This is a genomic window from Winogradskyella arenosi (genome assembly GCF_003337305.1).
Taxonomy (GTDB): Bacteria; Bacteroidota; Bacteroidia; order Flavobacteriales; family Flavobacteriaceae; genus Winogradskyella; species Winogradskyella arenosi.
This window is the reverse complement of the sequence record NZ_QPJO01000003.1, coordinates 195765-213744: the sequence shown is the minus strand read 5'-3', so window position 1 is coordinate 213744 and position 17980 is coordinate 195765. Positions and strand designations below refer to the sequence as shown.

Annotated in this window: 16 protein-coding genes; 12 read left to right on the top strand and 4 right to left on the bottom strand. The window is 34.7% G+C overall.

Annotated elements, in window-relative coordinates:
- Positions 1 to 218: 218 nt before the first annotated feature.
- Entirely contained in the window at positions 219 to 800 is a 582-nt protein-coding gene (locus DFQ08_RS10020) for a non-canonical purine NTP diphosphatase (protein ID WP_114309886.1), read from the bottom strand.
- Positions 801 to 942: 142 nt separating this feature from the next.
- Here DFQ08_RS10020 and DFQ08_RS10015 point away from each other — a divergent pair, with 142 nt between their 5' ends.
- Both DFQ08_RS10015 and DFQ08_RS10010 read left to right on the top strand, forming a co-directional pair.
- Positions 943 to 1860 carry a DUF4421 family protein gene (locus DFQ08_RS10015; protein WP_245935413.1) on the top strand — a complete coding sequence of 306 codons (918 nt, stop codon included), beginning with the start codon at positions 943 to 945 and terminating at the stop codon, positions 1858 to 1860.
- Positions 1861 to 2097: 237 nt separating this feature from the next.
- Positions 2098 to 2397, top strand: a complete 300-nt coding sequence (locus DFQ08_RS10010) for an HPF/RaiA family ribosome-associated protein (RefSeq protein ID WP_114309884.1) — start codon at positions 2098 to 2100, stop codon at positions 2395 to 2397.
- Between the two features lie 134 nt (positions 2398 to 2531).
- Here DFQ08_RS10010 and rlmH read toward each other — a convergent pair whose 3' ends face one another.
- Complete coding sequence (gene rlmH, locus DFQ08_RS10005; RefSeq protein ID WP_114309883.1) at positions 2532 to 3005, bottom strand: 23S rRNA (pseudouridine(1915)-N(3))-methyltransferase RlmH; 474 nt, start codon at positions 3003 to 3005, stop codon at positions 2532 to 2534.
- 169 nt (positions 3006 to 3174) lie between these two features.
- Here rlmH and nadC point away from each other — a divergent pair, with 169 nt between their 5' ends.
- The 5 genes from nadC (at position 3175) to DFQ08_RS09980 (ending at position 11757) form a co-directional block, all read left to right on the top strand.
- Positions 3175 to 4032, top strand: coding sequence for a carboxylating nicotinate-nucleotide diphosphorylase (nadC, locus tag DFQ08_RS10000; protein ID WP_114309882.1), 858 nt, complete (start codon positions 3175 to 3177; stop codon positions 4030 to 4032).
- A gap of 70 nt (positions 4033 to 4102) precedes the next feature.
- Entirely contained in the window at positions 4103 to 5077 is a 975-nt protein-coding gene (locus DFQ08_RS09995) for a YihY/virulence factor BrkB family protein (protein WP_114309881.1), read from the top strand.
- 207 nt (positions 5078 to 5284) lie between these two features.
- The gene (locus tag DFQ08_RS09990; RefSeq protein ID WP_114309880.1) at positions 5285 to 5710 is read left to right on the top strand and encodes a DUF2147 domain-containing protein; all 426 of its coding nucleotides are present in this window, start codon (positions 5285 to 5287) and stop codon (positions 5708 to 5710) included.
- Entirely contained in the window at positions 5710 to 8163 is a 2454-nt protein-coding gene (gene priA / locus DFQ08_RS09985; protein WP_114309879.1) for a replication restart helicase PriA, read from the top strand. The genes DFQ08_RS09990 and priA overlap by 1 nt, the downstream gene beginning before the upstream one ends.
- 150 nt (positions 8164 to 8313) lie before the next feature.
- Positions 8314 to 11757, top strand: coding sequence for a T9SS type A sorting domain-containing protein (locus DFQ08_RS09980; RefSeq protein WP_114309878.1), 3444 nt, complete (start codon positions 8314 to 8316; stop codon positions 11755 to 11757).
- A 108-nt stretch (positions 11758 to 11865) separates the two neighbouring features.
- Here the strand turns inward: DFQ08_RS09980 and DFQ08_RS09975 are convergent, their stop codons facing one another.
- Positions 11866 to 12561 (bottom strand): LytR/AlgR family response regulator transcription factor, encoded by a 696-nt coding sequence (locus DFQ08_RS09975; RefSeq protein ID WP_114309877.1) that lies wholly within the window; start codon positions 12559 to 12561, stop codon positions 11866 to 11868.
- 195 nt (positions 12562 to 12756) lie between these two features.
- On the opposite strand from DFQ08_RS09975, the gene rpsF reads away from it, so the two are divergent.
- The 5 genes from rpsF (at position 12757) to DFQ08_RS09950 (ending at position 15405) form a co-directional block, all read left to right on the top strand.
- On the top strand, positions 12757 to 13107 hold the full coding sequence (gene rpsF, locus DFQ08_RS09970; RefSeq protein ID WP_114309876.1) for a 30S ribosomal protein S6: 351 nt from the start codon (positions 12757 to 12759) through the stop codon (positions 13105 to 13107).
- Entirely contained in the window at positions 13107 to 13406 is a 300-nt protein-coding gene (rpsR, locus tag DFQ08_RS09965) for a 30S ribosomal protein S18 (protein WP_172837628.1), read from the top strand. Before rpsF ends, rpsR begins: the two co-directional genes overlap by 1 nt.
- A gap of 12 nt (positions 13407 to 13418) precedes the next feature.
- Positions 13419 to 13880: a 50S ribosomal protein L9 gene (rplI, locus tag DFQ08_RS09960; protein WP_114309875.1), complete on the top strand. Its 462-nt coding sequence runs from the start codon at positions 13419 to 13421 to the stop codon at positions 13878 to 13880.
- Positions 13881 to 14004: 124 nt separating this feature from the next.
- On the top strand, positions 14005 to 14883 hold the full coding sequence (locus DFQ08_RS09955) for a glycerophosphodiester phosphodiesterase family protein (protein WP_114309874.1): 879 nt from the start codon (positions 14005 to 14007) through the stop codon (positions 14881 to 14883).
- A 45-nt stretch (positions 14884 to 14928) separates the two neighbouring features.
- Positions 14929 to 15405, top strand: a complete 477-nt coding sequence (locus DFQ08_RS09950; RefSeq protein WP_114309873.1) for a DUF6495 family protein — start codon at positions 14929 to 14931, stop codon at positions 15403 to 15405.
- A 1333-nt stretch (positions 15406 to 16738) separates the two neighbouring features.
- Here the strand turns inward: DFQ08_RS09950 and DFQ08_RS09945 are convergent.
- On the bottom strand, positions 16739 to 17980 hold the full coding sequence (locus DFQ08_RS09945) for an ABC transporter permease (protein WP_114309872.1): 1242 nt from the start codon (positions 17978 to 17980) through the stop codon (positions 16739 to 16741).

Here is a 17980-nt window from a genome sequence, read left to right as displayed (position 1 = left end):
ACTTAAACTTCTAGGTAACACATCCTCACCCTGAGGAATTTAAAAAACTCATATCTTGAGTTTTTTGCAAGGTGCAAAGGTACAATAAATAATTGAATTACCTATTTGTTGTGCCTTTTGATGTGTTTTATTTGTTTTAAACTACTGTAAATATGGGGTTTAGGTGTTGTATTAAGGTGTTTGTCTATCGAAGATTCAAGACGATCGGCTCAAGTATTCTACTGCGGCAAAGCGAGTAAAAAGTCAATTAATTGTCGCACTGCTTTACCACGATGGCCAATACTGTTTTTTTCTTCAAGAGAAATTTCGGCGAACGTTTTTTCATAACCCTCGGCTTTAAAAACGGGATCGTAACCAAATCCGCCGGCGCCTTGTTTTTCTTTACTAATTTCGCCTTTGCATATTCCGGTAAAAGTGTGGAGCGCTCCGTTAAGGTGTAAGGCTACAACGGTTTTAAATTGTGCTTTTCTATCGCTTTTATCGTCTAAGGCGTTTAGTAATTTATTGGTGTTGTCTTCGGCGTTGCGCTGCGGTCCAGCATAACGTGCCGAGTAGACCCCTGGTGCGCCATTGAGAGCATTAACCTCTAAACCGGTATCGTCGGCAAAGCAATCGTAACCGTAATGCGCCTTTAAGTATTCTGCCTTTTGTACGGCGTTGCCTTCAATAGTCGCTTGGGTTTCAGGAATGTCTTCCGTGCAAGAGATATCACTTAAACTCAATAGTTTAATGTGTGGCGGAAGCATGGACTGTACTTCTTTAAGTTTATTTAAATTATTTGTGGCGAAAACAAGTTCCATAAAATGTCTTTAATTAATGTATTTTAGCTGTTGTAAAAATAGGAATCTAATTTTGTACCCTTTGCTATATCAACATTTTTTTAATTTAATTAATTTTTTTAAACGGTTTATACTTTTCCTTTTTTGTGGTCTAGGGCTTGGGGTGAATGCACAAGATTTTAACGATTTAGATTCGTTGTTTGTAGACCGAGATCTCGATAATTACTCCATCCGGATATTTACCAATTTTAAAGTCAATAAATTTAGTATCAAAGATGATGATGATAAGGCGAAGTTTGTACCGAATAATCGTTATGGTTTAGGACTTGGTTTTGCCAACCGGAAAATTATTGTAGATGTTGCCGTCAATATTAAAAACCCCAATAAGAATAAAACTAGCCGATTTGATTTGCAGGGGAGTACCATAATAAAAGATCAAAATTATGTAAAACTTTATACTCAGGTGTATAAAGGGTTTAATGCGAAAAATAATTTTGATGAACCTACTGAATTTAGAGACGACATCCGCTCTGTGAGTATAGGTCTTAATTTTTTACACACCTTTACACCGATTGAGTTTTCATATTCGCTTTTAAAAGCCGGACTACCCGAAAAAAATGACCGAACTATTTTTGTTACTGGAGGGGTAGGGGTATTCGCTGGCTTTGATTATTTTTCTTCAGATTCTAGCTTGCTTTCAGAAACTACCCAGTTATATTTTAATGAAGAAGGCAATATTAAACGATATCAGAGTGTTTCATTAGGGGCTATGGGAGGTGTAATGTCTTACTTTAAATTGCCTTATGGGATTACCGCCACCCTTAATTTTATGCCAGGTATTGGTTTTGCCGCCAAGAAAGTGACCATCACAGACGATCAGTATTACCCGTCGAATCCTATGTTGTATAAGCTAGATTTTCTACTTGGACTGAATTATAATTTCGATCGGTTTTATGTTAGCTTAACTTATAATAACGATCTTAATAGCACCCAACTTGGTCATGGCAATAGTTACTTATTAAATCTTACCAAAGCCAAATTAGCGTTGGGCTATAAATTGGGGCGTGCTAAAAAACAATAAGCGCATCTATAGCGTAAAAAGCTATAGCAAATCCTTATGACTTCCATATAAAACAGTTTTGAAAAAAAACTAGGGTGTTGTACTACCTAAGTCGGGAACTGTTCATTACGGTTGTTAGGGCTTGTGTTGGGCTGAGATATTCAAACTTTGGTCTTAATATATGATATATATCAGCAGTGGATTTTCTTAATAGTCGTATCTTAGACAAAAGAAGTATTCATTAAAACACTATAAATTATGACTGTAAATTTTCAATATGTAAACATAGATACCAGTGCGAGCCTTTCTAAATTAACGGAAGAGAAATTAGAAAAATTAGCCCATAAGTTTGAGTTTTTAATCTCAGCTCAAGTTTATTTTAAACAGGATGAGAAAGACCATGAAGCCGGAAAAATTTGTAATATAGAATTAAGTTTGCCGGGGCCTAGAATTTTTGCGAAGTCGAATAAGAAAAATTATGAAATGGCCATGCTAGAGACTATTGACGATTTAACCAAACAGTTAAAAAAGCGTAAAGAAGTTTATAAAACGCATTAATAAATAATCTTGGCCTTAGTTTAAGTTGTTGTATTTTGATGTAAAGGAAGAATTATTACTTTTCATGACATTCCTTTAGGAGACTACAAAAGCTTAAACTGAGGCTATTTTATGTGCAAACCTGAGTGGTGCTTCTATCTGTGATGGTAAGGTTCGTTTCTAAGAATGGTAAAGCCTCTATAGAGTTGTTCAATAAAGAACAAACGGACCATTTGGTGCGAAAAAGTCATTTTAGATAAGCCTAATTTTCCGTTTGCTCTATTGTAAACCGCTTCAGAAAATCCGTAAGGCCCACCAATTACAAAACTTAGGGTCTTAATCCCTGAATTCATGTGCTTTTGTAAATAGTTAGAAAAGCCTACCGAATCGTGCTGTTTTCCGTTTTCATCTAAAAGAATTAAAACGTCAGAGGTTTGGGTTTTGGCTAAAATAAGTTCGCCTTCCTTTTCTTTTTGTTGTGCTTCAGATAAATTTTTAACCTTTTTTAAATCGGGAATCACTTCAAATTGAAACTTGATATAAAACCCTAAACGCTTAGAGTAGTCCGCAATTAAAGCTTGCAAATTTTTATTATCGGTTTTACCTATGGCAATGAGTTTTATGGTCATATCTGTTGTATTACTTGTGTGATTCTGAAGGATGGCTTCAAAGTCTTTGGAAATGGCTTATTCAGAATGCAAATTTATTGGAATTCCTTACAAATTCCACCCAACTGAAGGGAGATTTATACAGATTTTCAAATTTCAATTCCTATTTTTACAGCAAATATGTACATCTATGATTTCAAAAGCACAATTCGATAACGAAATAGCCTTAATAATTGCTAATGCCATCCGTGAGGATGTTGGAGATGGCGACCATAGTTCTTTGGCCTGTATTCCGGCTGATGCTCAAGGAAAGGCAAAATTATTGGTTAAAGATGAAGGAATTATAGCAGGGGTCGCCTTTGCGAAACAAGTTTTTGCCTATGTTGATCCTCATATGAAAGTGGAAACTCTTATTGAAGATGGCGCTAAAGTGAAGCATGGTGATATTGTTTTTTATGTAGAAGGCGCATCCCAATCCATATTAAAAGCCGAACGTTTAGTGCTAAATGCTATGCAACGTATGAGTGCTATTGCCACTAAAACCAAACAATTTGTAGATTTATTAGAAGGCACAAAAACTAAAATTTTAGATACAAGAAAAACCACACCAGGTATTAGAGCTTTAGAGAAGTGGGCCGTAAAGATTGGTGGTGGGGAAAATCATCGATTCGCCTTATATGATATGATTATGTTAAAAGATAATCATATTGATTTTGCGGGTGGCGTGTCTAAGGCTATTGCTTTAACTAAAGACTATTTAAAGCGTACGGATAGAGATTTAAAAATAATTGTAGAAGCTAGAAATCTTGAAGAAATTGAAGCTATTTTAGAAGAAGGTGGTGTGTATAGAATTCTTATCGATAATTTTAATTATGAAGATACACGTAAAGCGGTAAAACTAATTGGAACGCAATGTTTAACAGAATCTTCTGGAGGAATTAATGAAAATACGTTGCGAAAATATGCCGAGTGTGGTGTAAATTTTATCTCTTCAGGGGCTTTAACACACTCTGTTTATAATATGGACCTGAGTTTAAAGGCGGTGTAAACTTTACCCCGAAAGCCAAATGTAGTACAGCTTGAATATAATGCTGTAAGTCAAAAATTAGAGTAACACGATGACTAAACCTATTGAAGATAAATTAGATCAAATTCCGGTGGTTAGAGTGGTCGTGCGCTTTTTTAAGCAAATTAAATTACCAGGATTTGAAGGATTGTCCGTCTACGACTTGTTAGAACTTTATATCATGGGGATTGTTAATGGCGCTTTAACCACAAGGGCTAGTGCTATTGCTTTTAGTTTTTTTACCGCTATTTTTCCATTTTTATTATTTGTAATTATCCTTATTCCGCATATACCTATAGACAATTTTGATCTGGCATTTTCTAATTTTTTAGAGTCCTTTTTGCCGCCTCAAACTTCAGAATTTTTCTTCGATAGTATTTTTAAAGATATAAGTCAGAGTACCAGTGGTGGATTAATTTCATCGGTGTTTTTACTTTCCGTGTTTTTAATGGCTAATGGCGTTAATGCGGTGTTTTCAGGTTTTGAAACATCTTACCATAAGCAACTCTATCGTAACATCTTTAAACAATATGGTGTAGCCTTGAGTGTCGCCTTAATTTTAGCATTCTTAACCTTGTTAACAGTGGCGGTATTTGGTTATTTTCAAATCTATGTAATCATGCCGTTGTACACGAGTTTTACGGGCGACTTGCAATTTACTGAGGCCGATTCTGTCTCTGGGTGGATCCATTTTGTAAAGTACCTATTCTTTGTTCTTATGATTTATATTGCCACCGCTACCTTGTATTATTTTGGGACGAGAGAAGGACGGAAATCTAAGTTTTTCTCCGTCGGTGCCTTGCTAACAACCTTGTTGATCATTTTAACCTCGTATCTGTTTGGTGTTTACATTGAAAATTTCTCCAAATACAATGAAATCTATGGCTCTATTGGGGCTTTGTTGATTTTACTATTGTACTTATGGCTTAACTCTAATATCTTGTTGCTAGGTTATGAACTTAATGCATCACTTCAGTTTTTAAGAAAATATCCTAAGGCGCGAAAGGAGATCAAAGAACATCTTTAATATTCTGAAGGTTTTGTAGTGTTTAGCTTTTGAGAATCAACTCTGTTATGTTGTTTTATGAAGAATGAAGTAAGCCTATTTTAAAGCTAATAAAGCTGAATTTTGAAGGGGGAGACACGACGAGTCCAATGCCTTTGATGCGTATTAATTATGGTTTTATGATTAAACCTCTTACATTTGAATACATAACTCTATAAAACAACAATTATGATAAAGAACACGTTAATCCTCTCTATTTTATTACTACTATCACTAAATCTTTCGGCGCAAGACATTCTCGGAAAATGGAAAACCATTGATGATAATACCGGGGAAGCCAAATCTCTTGTGGAAATTTATGAAAAGAATGGTGAGGTATACGGAAAGATTGTTTCCGTTTTTAATCCTGCAAAAAAATCCGCAAAATGTAACGATTGTGAAGGGAAGCAGAAGGATCAGCCTTTAGAAGGTTTGGTCTTTATTGAAGGACTAACAAAAAATGACGATGTCTATGATGGGGGTACAATTTTAAATCCTGAAGACGGTAAAGTTTTTAGATGTCGCTTAAAATTAGAAGACGATAAAGATACTTTACAAGTACGTGGTTATTTGGCCTTTTTCTATAGAACTCAATACTGGAAACGCGTTAAATAATGCTACATTTTATAGATGTCATCTTACCCATTCCGCTACAAAAAGCGTTTACTTACCATATTACTGAAGCTGAAGCCGAATTTCTGTCCGTAGGAATGCGGGTGGCCGTACCCTTTGGAAAAAGTAAAATTTATACGGCTTTGGTATATAGTATACACCAAAATCCACCTTTAGCCTATGATGCTAAAACCATTCATCAAATTATAGATGATACGCCTGTAATTGTGGCATCGCAATTAAAGCATTGGGAGTGGATTGCGAACTATTATATGTGTAGTTTAGGCGAGGTTATGCGCGCGGCCATGCCTAACGCCTTTATGCTGGAAAGTGAGACGATGATTTCTAAGAATGAAAAAACTGAAATCCTTGATTCTGAATTAAAAGACGAAGAATATTTAATTTATGAAGCACTAAGTAGGCAGTCTTCCTTAAAGATACAAGATGTCGTTTCTATTCTTGATAAAAAACGAGTTTTACCAATAATTAACGGTTTGGTAAAGAAGGGCGTTGTTAACCTACACGAGGAAATTTATGAAAAATATACGCCTAAATTGGTGCGTTATGTTAAGCTTCATCACAATCATAAGAGTTCAGAAAAACTTCAAGAATTACTCGAGGTATTAAGCAGAGCTCCTAAGCAACGCGAGGTGGTATTAACCTTGTTTACGATGGAAGCTGCGCTTAAAAAACCGATAAAAGTGGCCGAGCTTGCGGAAAAAAGTGGGGCTTCAACAAGTATTATAAAAGCCTTAATTGATAAGTCTATTTTAGAAGAATATCATCTACAGATGGATCGGGTTCAATTTGAAGGCGAAGGGGACGCTTCAGCAAAACGATTAAGCGAGGTTCAGCAATTGGCTTATGATGAAGTTGAAGCTGTTTTTCAGGAAAAACCTGTAGCCTTATTATATGGAGTAACCTCTTCCGGGAAAACCGAAATCTATGTGCAACTCATTCAGAAGCAATTAGATTTAGGAAAACAAGTCCTGTATCTATTACCCGAAATTGCACTAACAACGCAATTGGTGAATCGCCTTCAGATTTATTTCGGAGAAAAAGTGGCTGTTTTTCACTCACGTTACTCGGGAAATGAAAGGGTAGAGGTGTGGCAAAATATGCTAGCAAATTCAGAAAAGGCACAAGTTGTTATTGGAGCCCGTTCTTCATTGTTATTGCCATTTCGAAACTTAGGGTTAATTATTGTAGACGAAGAGCATGAGCAGTCTTATAAACAGTTTGATCCGGCGCCTAGATATCATGCCCGGGATGCGGCTATAGTATTGGCAAACATTTTTAAAGCAAAAACACTTTTAGGTTCAGCAACACCAAGTTTAGAAAGTTATTTTAACGCGCGACAAGGGAAATATGGCTTGGTGGAATTAAAAACACGTTTTAATAATGTGTTAATGCCAGATATTGAATTGGTAGATTTGGCCGATAAATATAAGCGCAAACGGATGAAAGGTCATTTTAGTGACCGCCTTATTGAAGAAATGACGGAAACCTTAGATGAAGGCTTTCAGATTATACTTTTTCAGAACAGAAGAGGATTTTCACCTATAATAGAATGTACCACCTGCGGCACCTCGCCACAATGTCCAAATTGCGATGTGAGTTTAACATACCACCAATATCGCGATCAATTGCGTTGTCATTACTGTGGTTACAACTCTGCAATGCTTCAAACCTGTCAGGCGTGTGGTAACGCTACCTTAGACACTAAAGGCTTTGGTACAGAGCAAATAGAAGCTGAGGTTAAGACTTTATTTCCAGACAAAAAAGTTGCCCGAATGGATTTAGATACCACCCGTGGTAAATACGGATTTGAAAAAATTATCACCGGTTTTGAACAACGTGAGGTCGATATTTTGGTAGGAACACAAATGCTTACTAAGGGACTCGATTTTAGGTATGTTAAATTGGTAGGGATTATGAACGCTGATAATTTGCTTAATTTTCCAGACTTTAGAGCGCATGAGCGGAGTTATCAATTAATGGCACAAGTGTCTGGTAGAGCAGGCCGAACAGATTTAAGAGGTAAGGTGCTTATACAAACTTATAATCCGCATCATAATATTCTACAGCAGGTTTCTACCAATGCCTATGAAGCGATGTTTACCGAGCAAATGAATGAGCGCCATAATTTTAAATATCCACCTATTTATAGGTTAATTAAAATTACGTTTAAACACAAGGACTATAATCGTGTTAATTTAGCGGCAGATTGGTACGCGACCTCTTTAAAGCAGTTATTTAAGACCAATGTTTTAGGTCCGGAATTTCCGCCTGTATCTCGAATTCGGAATTTATACCATAAAAATATTATCATTAAGATTCCACCACAGCAGTCTTTAGCAAGAACCAAAGAAGCGATTATAAAAATTGATAATAGTTTTAATGCTGTTAAGGATTTTAGATCTGTAAGAGTTGTTATTAATGTGGATAATTATTAGTGGGAGCTGGTTTGATAATTTTAGGTAATATATAAATAAAACCTTTAATTTCTGGAGATAAATTTAGCGTAATTGGAATGTTTAGTTGATTTTTACGCAACCATATTGAGTCTTTTGCATCTTTATAGTGAAACCAACAAACCAATCGCTATGAAAAAAAATACTCTTTTAATTTTAATTGTTCTCCAAAGTTTTTTAAGTTTTTCTCAAAATCCCCATGTTTTTATTAATAATCTTGGAAACCCTGTAGAAGGTGATGCGGTTTCGTTTAAATTGATGATGTACAGTCCTGCGATTACAGATATTGTAGTGCATGTTGAGACCGCGTCAAACACAGCAGATATAACAGACTATACACCTCTAAATACTACAGTAACTATTCCTGCAGGACAATCAAGCAGCGACCAAATCGTTATACAAACAACTCATGACTTTAATGTTGAACAAGATGAATTGTTTAGGATTGATGCAACAGTTGTTTCGAATAATGCAGGGAATAAAAAAACATCAAAATCCATTTATATAATGGATAATGACGCAGTCCCTACTTTATCTCAATCAAATGGAACAACTATAATTGAAGGTAATTCCATTAATAAATATTTTGAATTAAGTAATTATTACCATTCAGATATAGTAATTGATTTTTCTACTTTACCAGGTTCCGCTGATAATTTAGATTACATTACAACCACTTCTTCTGTAACTATACCAGCAGGAGAACGTTTTGCTAGTTTTACCATGTATACACTGCAAGATGATATACCAGAATCTGATGAAGACTATACCGTTATAGCAAATTTAACGTCTGGAAATACAATAAATGTCATTGAAGAATTTGTGGTTACTATAATAGATGACGATGTAGCTCCTACACTAAGTATGGAAGTTCCTTATTCTTCTCAAGAAAATTACTCAGCTCACGTTATTGTATATTTAGACCGCGTGTTTAATTCTGATGTTGTTATAGAGTTTGAAACTTCAGACGGAACTGCCAATCATTTAGATTATTCAAGTTTTACAGAAACTAAAATTATAGAAGCAGGTGATTATGTTTTGGAATTTCAAATTCCAATTACTGACGATGAGTTAGATGAGCCTAACGAAACGATAAATCTTACGGCAACAGTAGTTTCGGGTAATACTTCTAATATAAATGAAAGCACAGTTATAACAATTATAGATAATGATGGATTACCTGATTTGTATTTGGAACCAATTAATAATCCTAATCTCCAAGAATACCACGGGAGTCTAGTTGCGGAAGAAGGGTACGATTTAGAGTTTGTAGTGAAGTTGACGCATGACAGTCCCGTAGATACAGAGGTTGAAATCACGACAATTAGTGGTTCTGCAGATGCTTCTGATTATACGACATCGACAACAACAGCTACAATATTTGCTGGTGAGGGGTCTGTTTCAGAGCCTTTTAGTATCGCAACGATCTTAGATCAGTTAGATGAAGGAAGCGAAAATATATTTGTTACGGCTACTGTAAATTCGGGAAACACTTATAATCTAGAGCATACGCTTGAGGGTACTATTTTAGATAATTTTGACTTGAATGCGCAATCGGACACTGTTAATGTGGTATTTGGACTAGGGGCAACATTTCAGGTATTAGATAATGATACTTTTGAAGGTCTTCCTGTTAATGCGACGAACTTAAATGTGGCTTTATTAGATGGAAATACAGAAGGAATTACATTAAGTTCTACAGGTGTTTTATCAATTCCCTCTAATATTCCAACGGGCTATTACGATATAGAATACCAAATTTGTGAGAGTGGAAATTCTAGCAATTGTGATACCGCAAATATTGGTATAAGAATACTTTCTCCATTGGATGTAGATTATATAGCGACTTATATTGATTATAATAATGATGGCTATACTAGCGCTGGTGATATCATTGAATATGAATTTATTGTAACAAACAATGGAAATGTACCAATTACAGGTCTTGATGCAAGCGTTTTATTTCAAAATATGGATGTTATTGGAGGTCCACTACCTAGTCTTGGGGCGGGACAATCCGATTCAACAACTTTTACATCATTTAATATTGTAGAGCAATACGAAATTAATTTAGGATATGGTTTTTATCTTGATCAAAATGTAGCTTTTTATGGAATTTATGATAATTATGAACTTGAAGAATTTGTTTATGATCTCAATCCAGTTGAGCTCCAACAGTCAGATGGGATAAAACTTAATGCCTTTGTAGATTCTAACGGCAACGGTACTCAAGAATTTAATGAAATTAATTTTCCGTTAGGCGCATTTAATTACGAAACAAATAATGACGGTATTATCAATAATTTGTACGTATCACCTCATTATTTATATGAGTCTAACCCATCAACGACTTATGATCTAACATTTGTAATAGATGCAGATTATGCAGCAAATAATTCAACCATTAGTTATTCTAATATTACAGTTCCAGTTGGCTCTGGTATTACAACTTATGATTTTCCAATTGCGGTAGCATCGTATGATGATTTAACAGTAGATATTGCTACAGGGAATGGACCTCCGGTACCTGGTTATACGTATTCAAATCGTATAAGCTATACTAATAATTCTAATGAAACCGTTAGTTCGGGAACAATAAACTTTACAATAGATAATACCTTAAATCTAATTAACGTCTATGATGCAACATCAACATACTTTTCAGAAGAGGGTGGTCAACTTGCATCTATATCTATAACAGATACTGGTTTTGCTTATACTTTTAACAATTTAGAGCCTTATGAAACTAAAAACCTTTGGGTGAAAATGCAAGTTCCTACTATACCAATTGTTAGTTTAGGGCAATTGGTAACAAATACTGTAGAAATTGAATTACTCACGGGAGATATTCTACCATTAAATAACACTTCTAGTCTAATGGAAACCATTGTAGGTTCTTATGATCCTAATGATATTACGGAGAGGCACGGAGAAGAAATTGAGTTTTCTTCATTTACAGGAGATGATTATCTCACTTATACCATTCGATTTGAAAACATAGGGACGGCAAATGCGATTAATGTGAGAATTGAAGATCTGTTAGACGAAAAATTAGATGTCTCTACATTAAAAATGGTTGATGCGAGCCATAACTATGCTCTAGAACGGGTAGGTAGGCATTTAGAGTGGAATTTCGCAGCTGTTGATTTGCCCCCATCTATAGGTGAGGAGGGATCCTTAATTGGTCATGGCTTTATAACTTTTAAAATAAAACCATTACCAGGTTATGAAATTGGTGATGTTATAGCAAATACAGCAGAAATTTATTTCGACTTTAATCCAGCGATTATAACTAACACTTGGACAACAACTTTCGTAGAAAGTTTAAGTATAAATGAGAGTATCTTTAATGAATTAAATATGTATCCTACTCCAGCAAAGGACAAACTTCATATCTCTAATAATTCAATGATATCATCCTTAGAAATGACGACAATGCAAGGGAAGCAGGTTTTTAATAGGGCAATTAATGAATATAGTATAGAATTAGATGTGAGTGATTATGCGCCTGGTGTTTATGTTTTGAAAGTAAAAAGCACTAATCAAATAAAGGTGCTGAAGTTTCTTAAAGAATAAGTAGGGAACAATGATTAAGTATTCGACCAAAAAAAATCCTAAGCCAAAGCTTAGGATTTTTTTATATGAGGTAATGTATATTACTTTAAAGGGTAATGTAATTGGGGCTTACATATTATTTAAAGCGTCTACGAGTTGCGTCTTTTTATTTCTACTTAATGGAATTTCATAAGCGCCAACTTCAACATTCTTACTATTAAAACGGTCAATTTTGTCGAGGTTAACAATATAAGATTTGTGAATTCTTAAAAACTTACCTTCAGGTAATTCACTTTCAAAAGCTTTCATAGTTGATAAAACTACTAAGCTATTTTCTTCGGTAACCACCTTAACATAATCACCAAGGGCTTCAATCCACTTAATATCTTTAATATAGACTTTACGTTTTTTAAGGTTACTTTTTACAAAGATGTGTTCGCCTTCAGTTTCATTAAAATCTAATTTTAATTTGTGCTGTTCAATAGCTTTCTCAACAGCGGTATTAAAACGTTCTTTTGTAATAGGTTTCTGAAGGTAATCGGTAGCATCGTAGTTAAATGCTTTAAAAGCATATTCGGTTTTACCGGTAACAAAAATAATTTGAGGTTTATTGTTGAGTACATCGAGCAGCTCAAAACCGTTTAATACTGGCATCTCTATATCTAAGAAGATAAGATCTACTTTATGGGTATTAAGACCGTTTTTTGTTTCTAACGCACTGCTATATTCTGCAATAAGGTTAAGCGAGGAATGGTTCTCAATTAACTTTACTATAGAAAGACGCTGAATCGCAGAATCATCAACAACTACACAGTTTAAAGTCATAACATTATTAATTTTAGGTTAAGATATCGACAATAGTACGATAAATTCGGTTAAAAAACAAATATTGCCGATAAAGCGTAAAATTTAACACGAAGACGAAGATAAGAAAACCTTTTAATTAAACCTTAAAAAGATTGTTGAATTTAGAAATATTTACTATTTTTGCAGCCGTTTTAACAATAAACATTATTTATTATGAATCATTATGAAACTGTTTTCATCTTAAATCCCGTTTTATCTGATGACCAGGTAAAGGAGACAGTAAAGAAATACGAGGATATGCTCGTTTCTAAAGGAGCTAAGATGATTGCCAAAGAAGATTGGGGACTAAAAAAATTAGCTTACCCTATTCAAAACAAAAAAAGTGGTTTTTACCATTTATTTGAATTCCAAGTAGCTGGAGAGGTAATTGAGCCTTTAGAGTTAGAATTTAGACGTGATGAGCGTTTTATGCGTTACTTAACTGTGAAATTAGACAAGCATGCTATTTCATGGGCTGAGAGAAGAAGAGAGAAATTGAAAGTTAAAGCAAAAGCAAAAGCGTAATTATGTCATCAATAGAACAACAAGCAAAAGGAAAAAAAGACGGCGAAATTAGATATTTAACTCCGTTAAATATTGAGACGTCTAAGACTAAGAAATATTGTCGTTTCAAAAAATCTGGAATCAAGTATGTAGATTACAAAGATGCTGATTGGTTATTAGGTTTTGTAAACGAGCAAGGTAAATTATTACCAAGACGTTTAACAGGAACGTCTTTAAAATATCAAAGAAAAGTATCTGTGGCCGTAAAAAGAGCTAGACATTTAGCTTTAATGCCATACGTTGCTGATTTATTAAAATAAAATATCATAACAATGGAACTTATATTAAAACAAGACGTTGAAAATTTAGGATTTAAAGACGATATTGTATCTGTTAAGAACGGTTATGGTAGAAACTTTTTAATTCCTCAAGGACAAGCTGTAATGGCTACTTCTTCTGCGAAAAAAGTATTAGAAGAAACTTTAAAGCAAAGAGCTTATAAAGAAAAAACTGTAATTGCTGAAGCAGAAAAAACTGCTGAAGGATTAAACGGTTTAGATATTAAAATCACTGCAAAAGCTGGTACAGGTGCTACTGCTGGAGATAAATTATTTGGTTCTATTACCAATATGGATTTAGCTGCTGCACTTAAGAATGCTGGTTATGACGTTGATAAAAAGTTTATTGCTATTACAGGTGGTAACATCAAACGTTTAGGTCAGTATGTAGCTGCAATCAGATTACATAGATCAGTAACTGTTGATTTAACTTTCGAAGTTGTTGCTGAAGCATAAGCTTACCTTATTATAATTTTAGAAAAGCCGTTTAGTTTACTAAGCGGTTTTTTTGTATTTTTTTTTTGAAATCGTCCACGTTCCATAAGGGTTTAAAACCCTAGTGGGACTTAATTGATCTGTTATGAAGCATGTTTTTATAATTTTTGTAATGAGTCTTGTTTTAGGCTGTAAAGAGTCTAAAAAGCAACCTGAAGCACCTCAGGTTATCACCTCTATTTTATTAGAAAACTTTAAAGTCTCTCAAGGTGATTTTCCTCGTGTTAGTGTGCACCGAGGTGGCAAAGGAATTGCTAATTATCCTGAAAATTGTTTAGAAACGCTACAGTATGTTAACGATAGTATTGTGGCTATGTATGAGATTGATGTGGCACAAACTAAAGATGGGCAGTTGGTTTTAATGCATGATAATGCTGTAGACAGAACCACAACTGGTTCCGGAAAAGTAAAGGACTTAAGCTATAAAGCATTACAAGAATTTAATTTGGTGGATGACTATGGGAAAGTTACTGACTTTAAAATTCCTTTATTTTCTGAAGTATTAGCTTGGAGTAAAGCCCATAATGTTATTCTTACGGTAGACATTAAGCGTAGTGTGAGTCAGAAAACGGTTATCGAAGCCATAAGAAAAGCTAAGGCCGAAGATGTTAGTATTATTATCACTTACGATGTAGAACACGCCGTTTCGGCTTACCAATTAGCTCCAGAGTTGTTGTTATCTGTTTCTGCAAGGAATGATGAGGAATTCAACAGGTTATTAGCGGCCAAAATTCCAACAGAAAATATGTTAGCTTTTACAGGAACACGCTTGTCGGACGCCGCCTTGTTTCAAAGATTACACAAGCAGAACATTGTATGTATGTTAGGAACCTTAGGCAACTTAGATAAAAGTGCAGCAGCAAATGGGGACGACCTATACCTGAAATGGAAAAAGCAAGGTGCTGATATTATGGCTACAGACAGACCTTTTGCAGCCTATACAGCATTAAATAAAATAAATTAAGAGAAAGGTAAACATCTAACCTTTAAGATTAAATACTACAGACAGATGAAATATTCGAGATTAACTAAAGAACAGTTTGAAGAATTACACCAAGAATTTATCAATTTTTTAGCCACACAATCAATTACCGGTGAGGAGTGGGAGTCTATAAAAAAGAACAATCCTGAAGCTGCAGAGCAAGAATTGGACGTTTTTAGTGATTTGGTATGGTTTGGCGTTTTAGATAAAGTACAGTACTTAGAACATATTTCTCCAAATCAGATTCATTTATTTCAATGTCATGATAACCATATGCGATTAATTGCCTTAAAAATTGAAATCCCTGAAATTGATTTCACTACAAAAGAAGGTTTCCAATGGTTACGAGATAATTTACTCTCTAATTCGGTACAATTCTTCAATGCTAAAAAGGACTATTCAGATGATAAGCATTTAGATATCTTTAAAATGATTCAATCTGGAGCTAATATTACTAAAGGTGAGTTATTTAATTACTTTGCTAACTTGGTGAAAGGCGCCTAATTTTTAGGTTTTTTAGATCTTGGATCTCGAGTTCAGAATCCAAACCTTACATTTTCCGTCACTTCGAGTGCTTTGTGAAGCATGAGAAAATCGTATCGAGAACCGTTGATTTGTACTTTTTTTAATAATAGTTCTCGATATAAAATTACTAAAAAAGGCAATTTCACTCGAACTGACGTTTAGGGTGTAATTGTATTTATATTTTCCTTTTTCTACCCTATAGTGTCCGTCACTTCGAGTGATTTGCGAAGCATGAGTAAATCGTATCGAGAAGCGTTGATTTGTATACGTTTAAAGAATAGTTCTCGATACAAAATTGCTAAAAAATGCAATTTCACTCGAACTGACGTTTAGGGTATAATTGTATTTATATTTCCCTTTTTCTACCTTATAGTTTCCGTCACTTCGAGTGCTTTGTGAAGCATGAGCAAATCGTATCGAGAAGCGTTGATTTGTACTTTTTTTAATAATAGTTCTCGATATAAAATTGCTAAAACAAGCAATTTCACTCGAACCGACGTTTAGGGTATAATTGTATTTATATTTCCCTTTTTCTACCTTATAGTTTCCGTCACTTCGAGTGCTTTGTGAAGCATGAGCAAATCGTATCGAGAAGCGTTGATTTGTACTTTTTTTAATAATAGTTCTCGATATAAAATTGCTAAAACAAGCAATTTCACTCGAACCGACGTTTAGGGTATAATTGTATTTATATTTCCCTTTTTCTACCTTATAGTTTCCGTCACTTCGAGTGCTTTGTGAAGCATGAGCAAATCGTATCGAGAAGCGTTGTTTAAGTCTTAGTTTAATAATGGTTCTCGATACAAAATTGCTAAAACAAGCAATTTCACTCGAACTGACGTTTAGGGTGTCATTGTATTTATATTTCCCTTTTTCTACCTCAAAGTTTCCGTCACTTCGAGTGATTTGCGAAGGATGAGCAAATCGTATCGAGAAGCGTTGTTTAAGTCTTAGTTTAATAATGGTTCTCGATACAAAATTGCTAAAACAAGCAATTTCACTCGAACTGACGTTTAGGGTGTCATTGTATTTATATTTCCCTTTTTCTACCTCAAAGTTTCCGTCACTTCGAGTGATTTGCGAAGGATGAGCAAATCGTATCGAGAAGCGTTGTTTAAGTCTTAGTTTAATAATGGTTCTCGATACAAAATTGCTAAAACAAGCAATTTCACTCGAACTGACGTTTAGGGTGTCATTGTATTTATATTTTCCTTTTTCTACCTTATAGTTTCCGTCACTTCGAGTGATTTGTGAAGCATGAGTAAATCACTCGAAGTGACGTAATAATTTAGTTCACAGTGTTTCTTATTTGCTATTCATAACGTAGAGACTCAATAGGATCTAATCTAGCGGCCTTAGTTGCAGGGTATAAGCCAGAGATAATGGCCACAATAAAAGCAATACTAGTGGCCCAAATCATCGCAACCCATGGTGTTGAAAACTCTAAGTCGAATCCATTAGCAACCGCCATTCCGATTAATATTCCCAGAAAGATACCTATAAGCCCTCCCAATTGTCCAATGATGATGGTTTCCATAAAAAACTGAAATGCTATGGTTTTGCTTTTAGCGCCTAAAGCTTTTCGTACTCCAATCTCTCGGGTACGCTCACTTACAGAAACAAGCATTATATTCATAAGAGCAATGGTTGACCCAAAAATGGTAATGATGCTAATAATCCATGCTGCCACATAGAGTGCGGCCGTATTTTGTGCAACCTGGTTAAGTAAATCATCACTACGTTCAATGCCGAAGTCATTATCTTCAATAGGGTTTAAGCCTCTAATATTCCTGAAAGTCAAAATGGCGTCGTCTTGTGCAGCTTCTAAAAAATCACTCTTATCAACCTTCACACTTAAACTGTAATTGATATTAGGATTAGTGAAGATAGATCTTGCTTTTTGTATAGGGATAATTACTCTTAAATCTTGATTATTCCCAAAGGTTGAACCCTTTTCTTTTAAAACGCCAACGATTTTAAATTTAGAACCGCGAATACTAATGGTTTTTCCAACGGGGTTTTCAACAGGGAATAGTGCCTTTTGCAAGTCGCTCCCAATAACACAAATAGCATTACTATTGTCTACATCAAATATGTTAATAGATCGACCATTTTCAATCTCTAATCCAGAATTTTCTATAAAAAACTCATTAGCACCTAGTACGGCGACTTCAGGATCTGTTTTTTTATTGTCGTATTTAACCTCGGCCGTAGAAGTTCCGTAAAAAGACACGGCCACTTTAGTAAAGGGATAACTGTAGGTGTCTTCAAAATCTTTCACATTGCGGTAACTTAACACCGGATTAATTTTTTGACGTTCTCTACTACTTTGGCGTTGCGCTGTAAACTCGTAACGTTGAAAATTAAACGTATTAGATCCCATAGAAGAGAAATTGCTAGAAATTGTATTTTCTAAAGCAGATACACCACTTAAAATTCCTACTAAAGCCATAATCCCAATCGCAATAATTAAGACCGTTAAAATAGTACGGAGGAGTTGACCTTTTATAGAATCAAAGGCGATTCTTATATTCTCTTTAGCTAATGAAAACAT

Coding starts and splice junctions, on each gene's coding strand:
- DFQ08_RS10020 (WP_114309886.1), bottom strand. CDS start 800: ATGGAACTTGTTTTCGCCACAAATAATTTAAATAAACTTAAAGAAGTA.
- DFQ08_RS10010 (WP_114309884.1), top strand. CDS start 2,098: ATGACTGTAAATTTTCAATATGTAAACATAGATACCAGTGCGAGCCTT.
- rlmH (WP_114309883.1), bottom strand. CDS start 3,005: ATGACCATAAAACTCATTGCCATAGGTAAAACCGATAATAAAAATTTG.
- nadC (WP_114309882.1), top strand. CDS start 3,175: ATGATTTCAAAAGCACAATTCGATAACGAAATAGCCTTAATAATTGCT.
- DFQ08_RS09995 (WP_114309881.1), top strand. CDS start 4,103: ATGACTAAACCTATTGAAGATAAATTAGATCAAATTCCGGTGGTTAGA.
- DFQ08_RS09990 (WP_114309880.1), top strand. CDS start 5,285: ATGATAAAGAACACGTTAATCCTCTCTATTTTATTACTACTATCACTA.
- priA (WP_114309879.1), top strand. CDS start 5,710: ATGCTACATTTTATAGATGTCATCTTACCCATTCCGCTACAAAAAGCG.
- DFQ08_RS09980 (WP_114309878.1), top strand. CDS start 8,314: ATGAAAAAAAATACTCTTTTAATTTTAATTGTTCTCCAAAGTTTTTTA.
- DFQ08_RS09975 (WP_114309877.1), bottom strand. CDS start 12,561: ATGACTTTAAACTGTGTAGTTGTTGATGATTCTGCGATTCAGCGTCTT.
- rpsF (WP_114309876.1), top strand. CDS start 12,757: ATGAATCATTATGAAACTGTTTTCATCTTAAATCCCGTTTTATCTGAT.
- rplI (WP_114309875.1), top strand. CDS start 13,419: ATGGAACTTATATTAAAACAAGACGTTGAAAATTTAGGATTTAAAGAC.
- DFQ08_RS09955 (WP_114309874.1), top strand. CDS start 14,005: ATGAAGCATGTTTTTATAATTTTTGTAATGAGTCTTGTTTTAGGCTGT.
- DFQ08_RS09950 (WP_114309873.1), top strand. CDS start 14,929: ATGAAATATTCGAGATTAACTAAAGAACAGTTTGAAGAATTACACCAA.
- DFQ08_RS09945 (WP_114309872.1), bottom strand. CDS start 17,980: ATGTTTTCATTAGCTAAAGAGAATATAAGAATCGCCTTTGATTCTATA.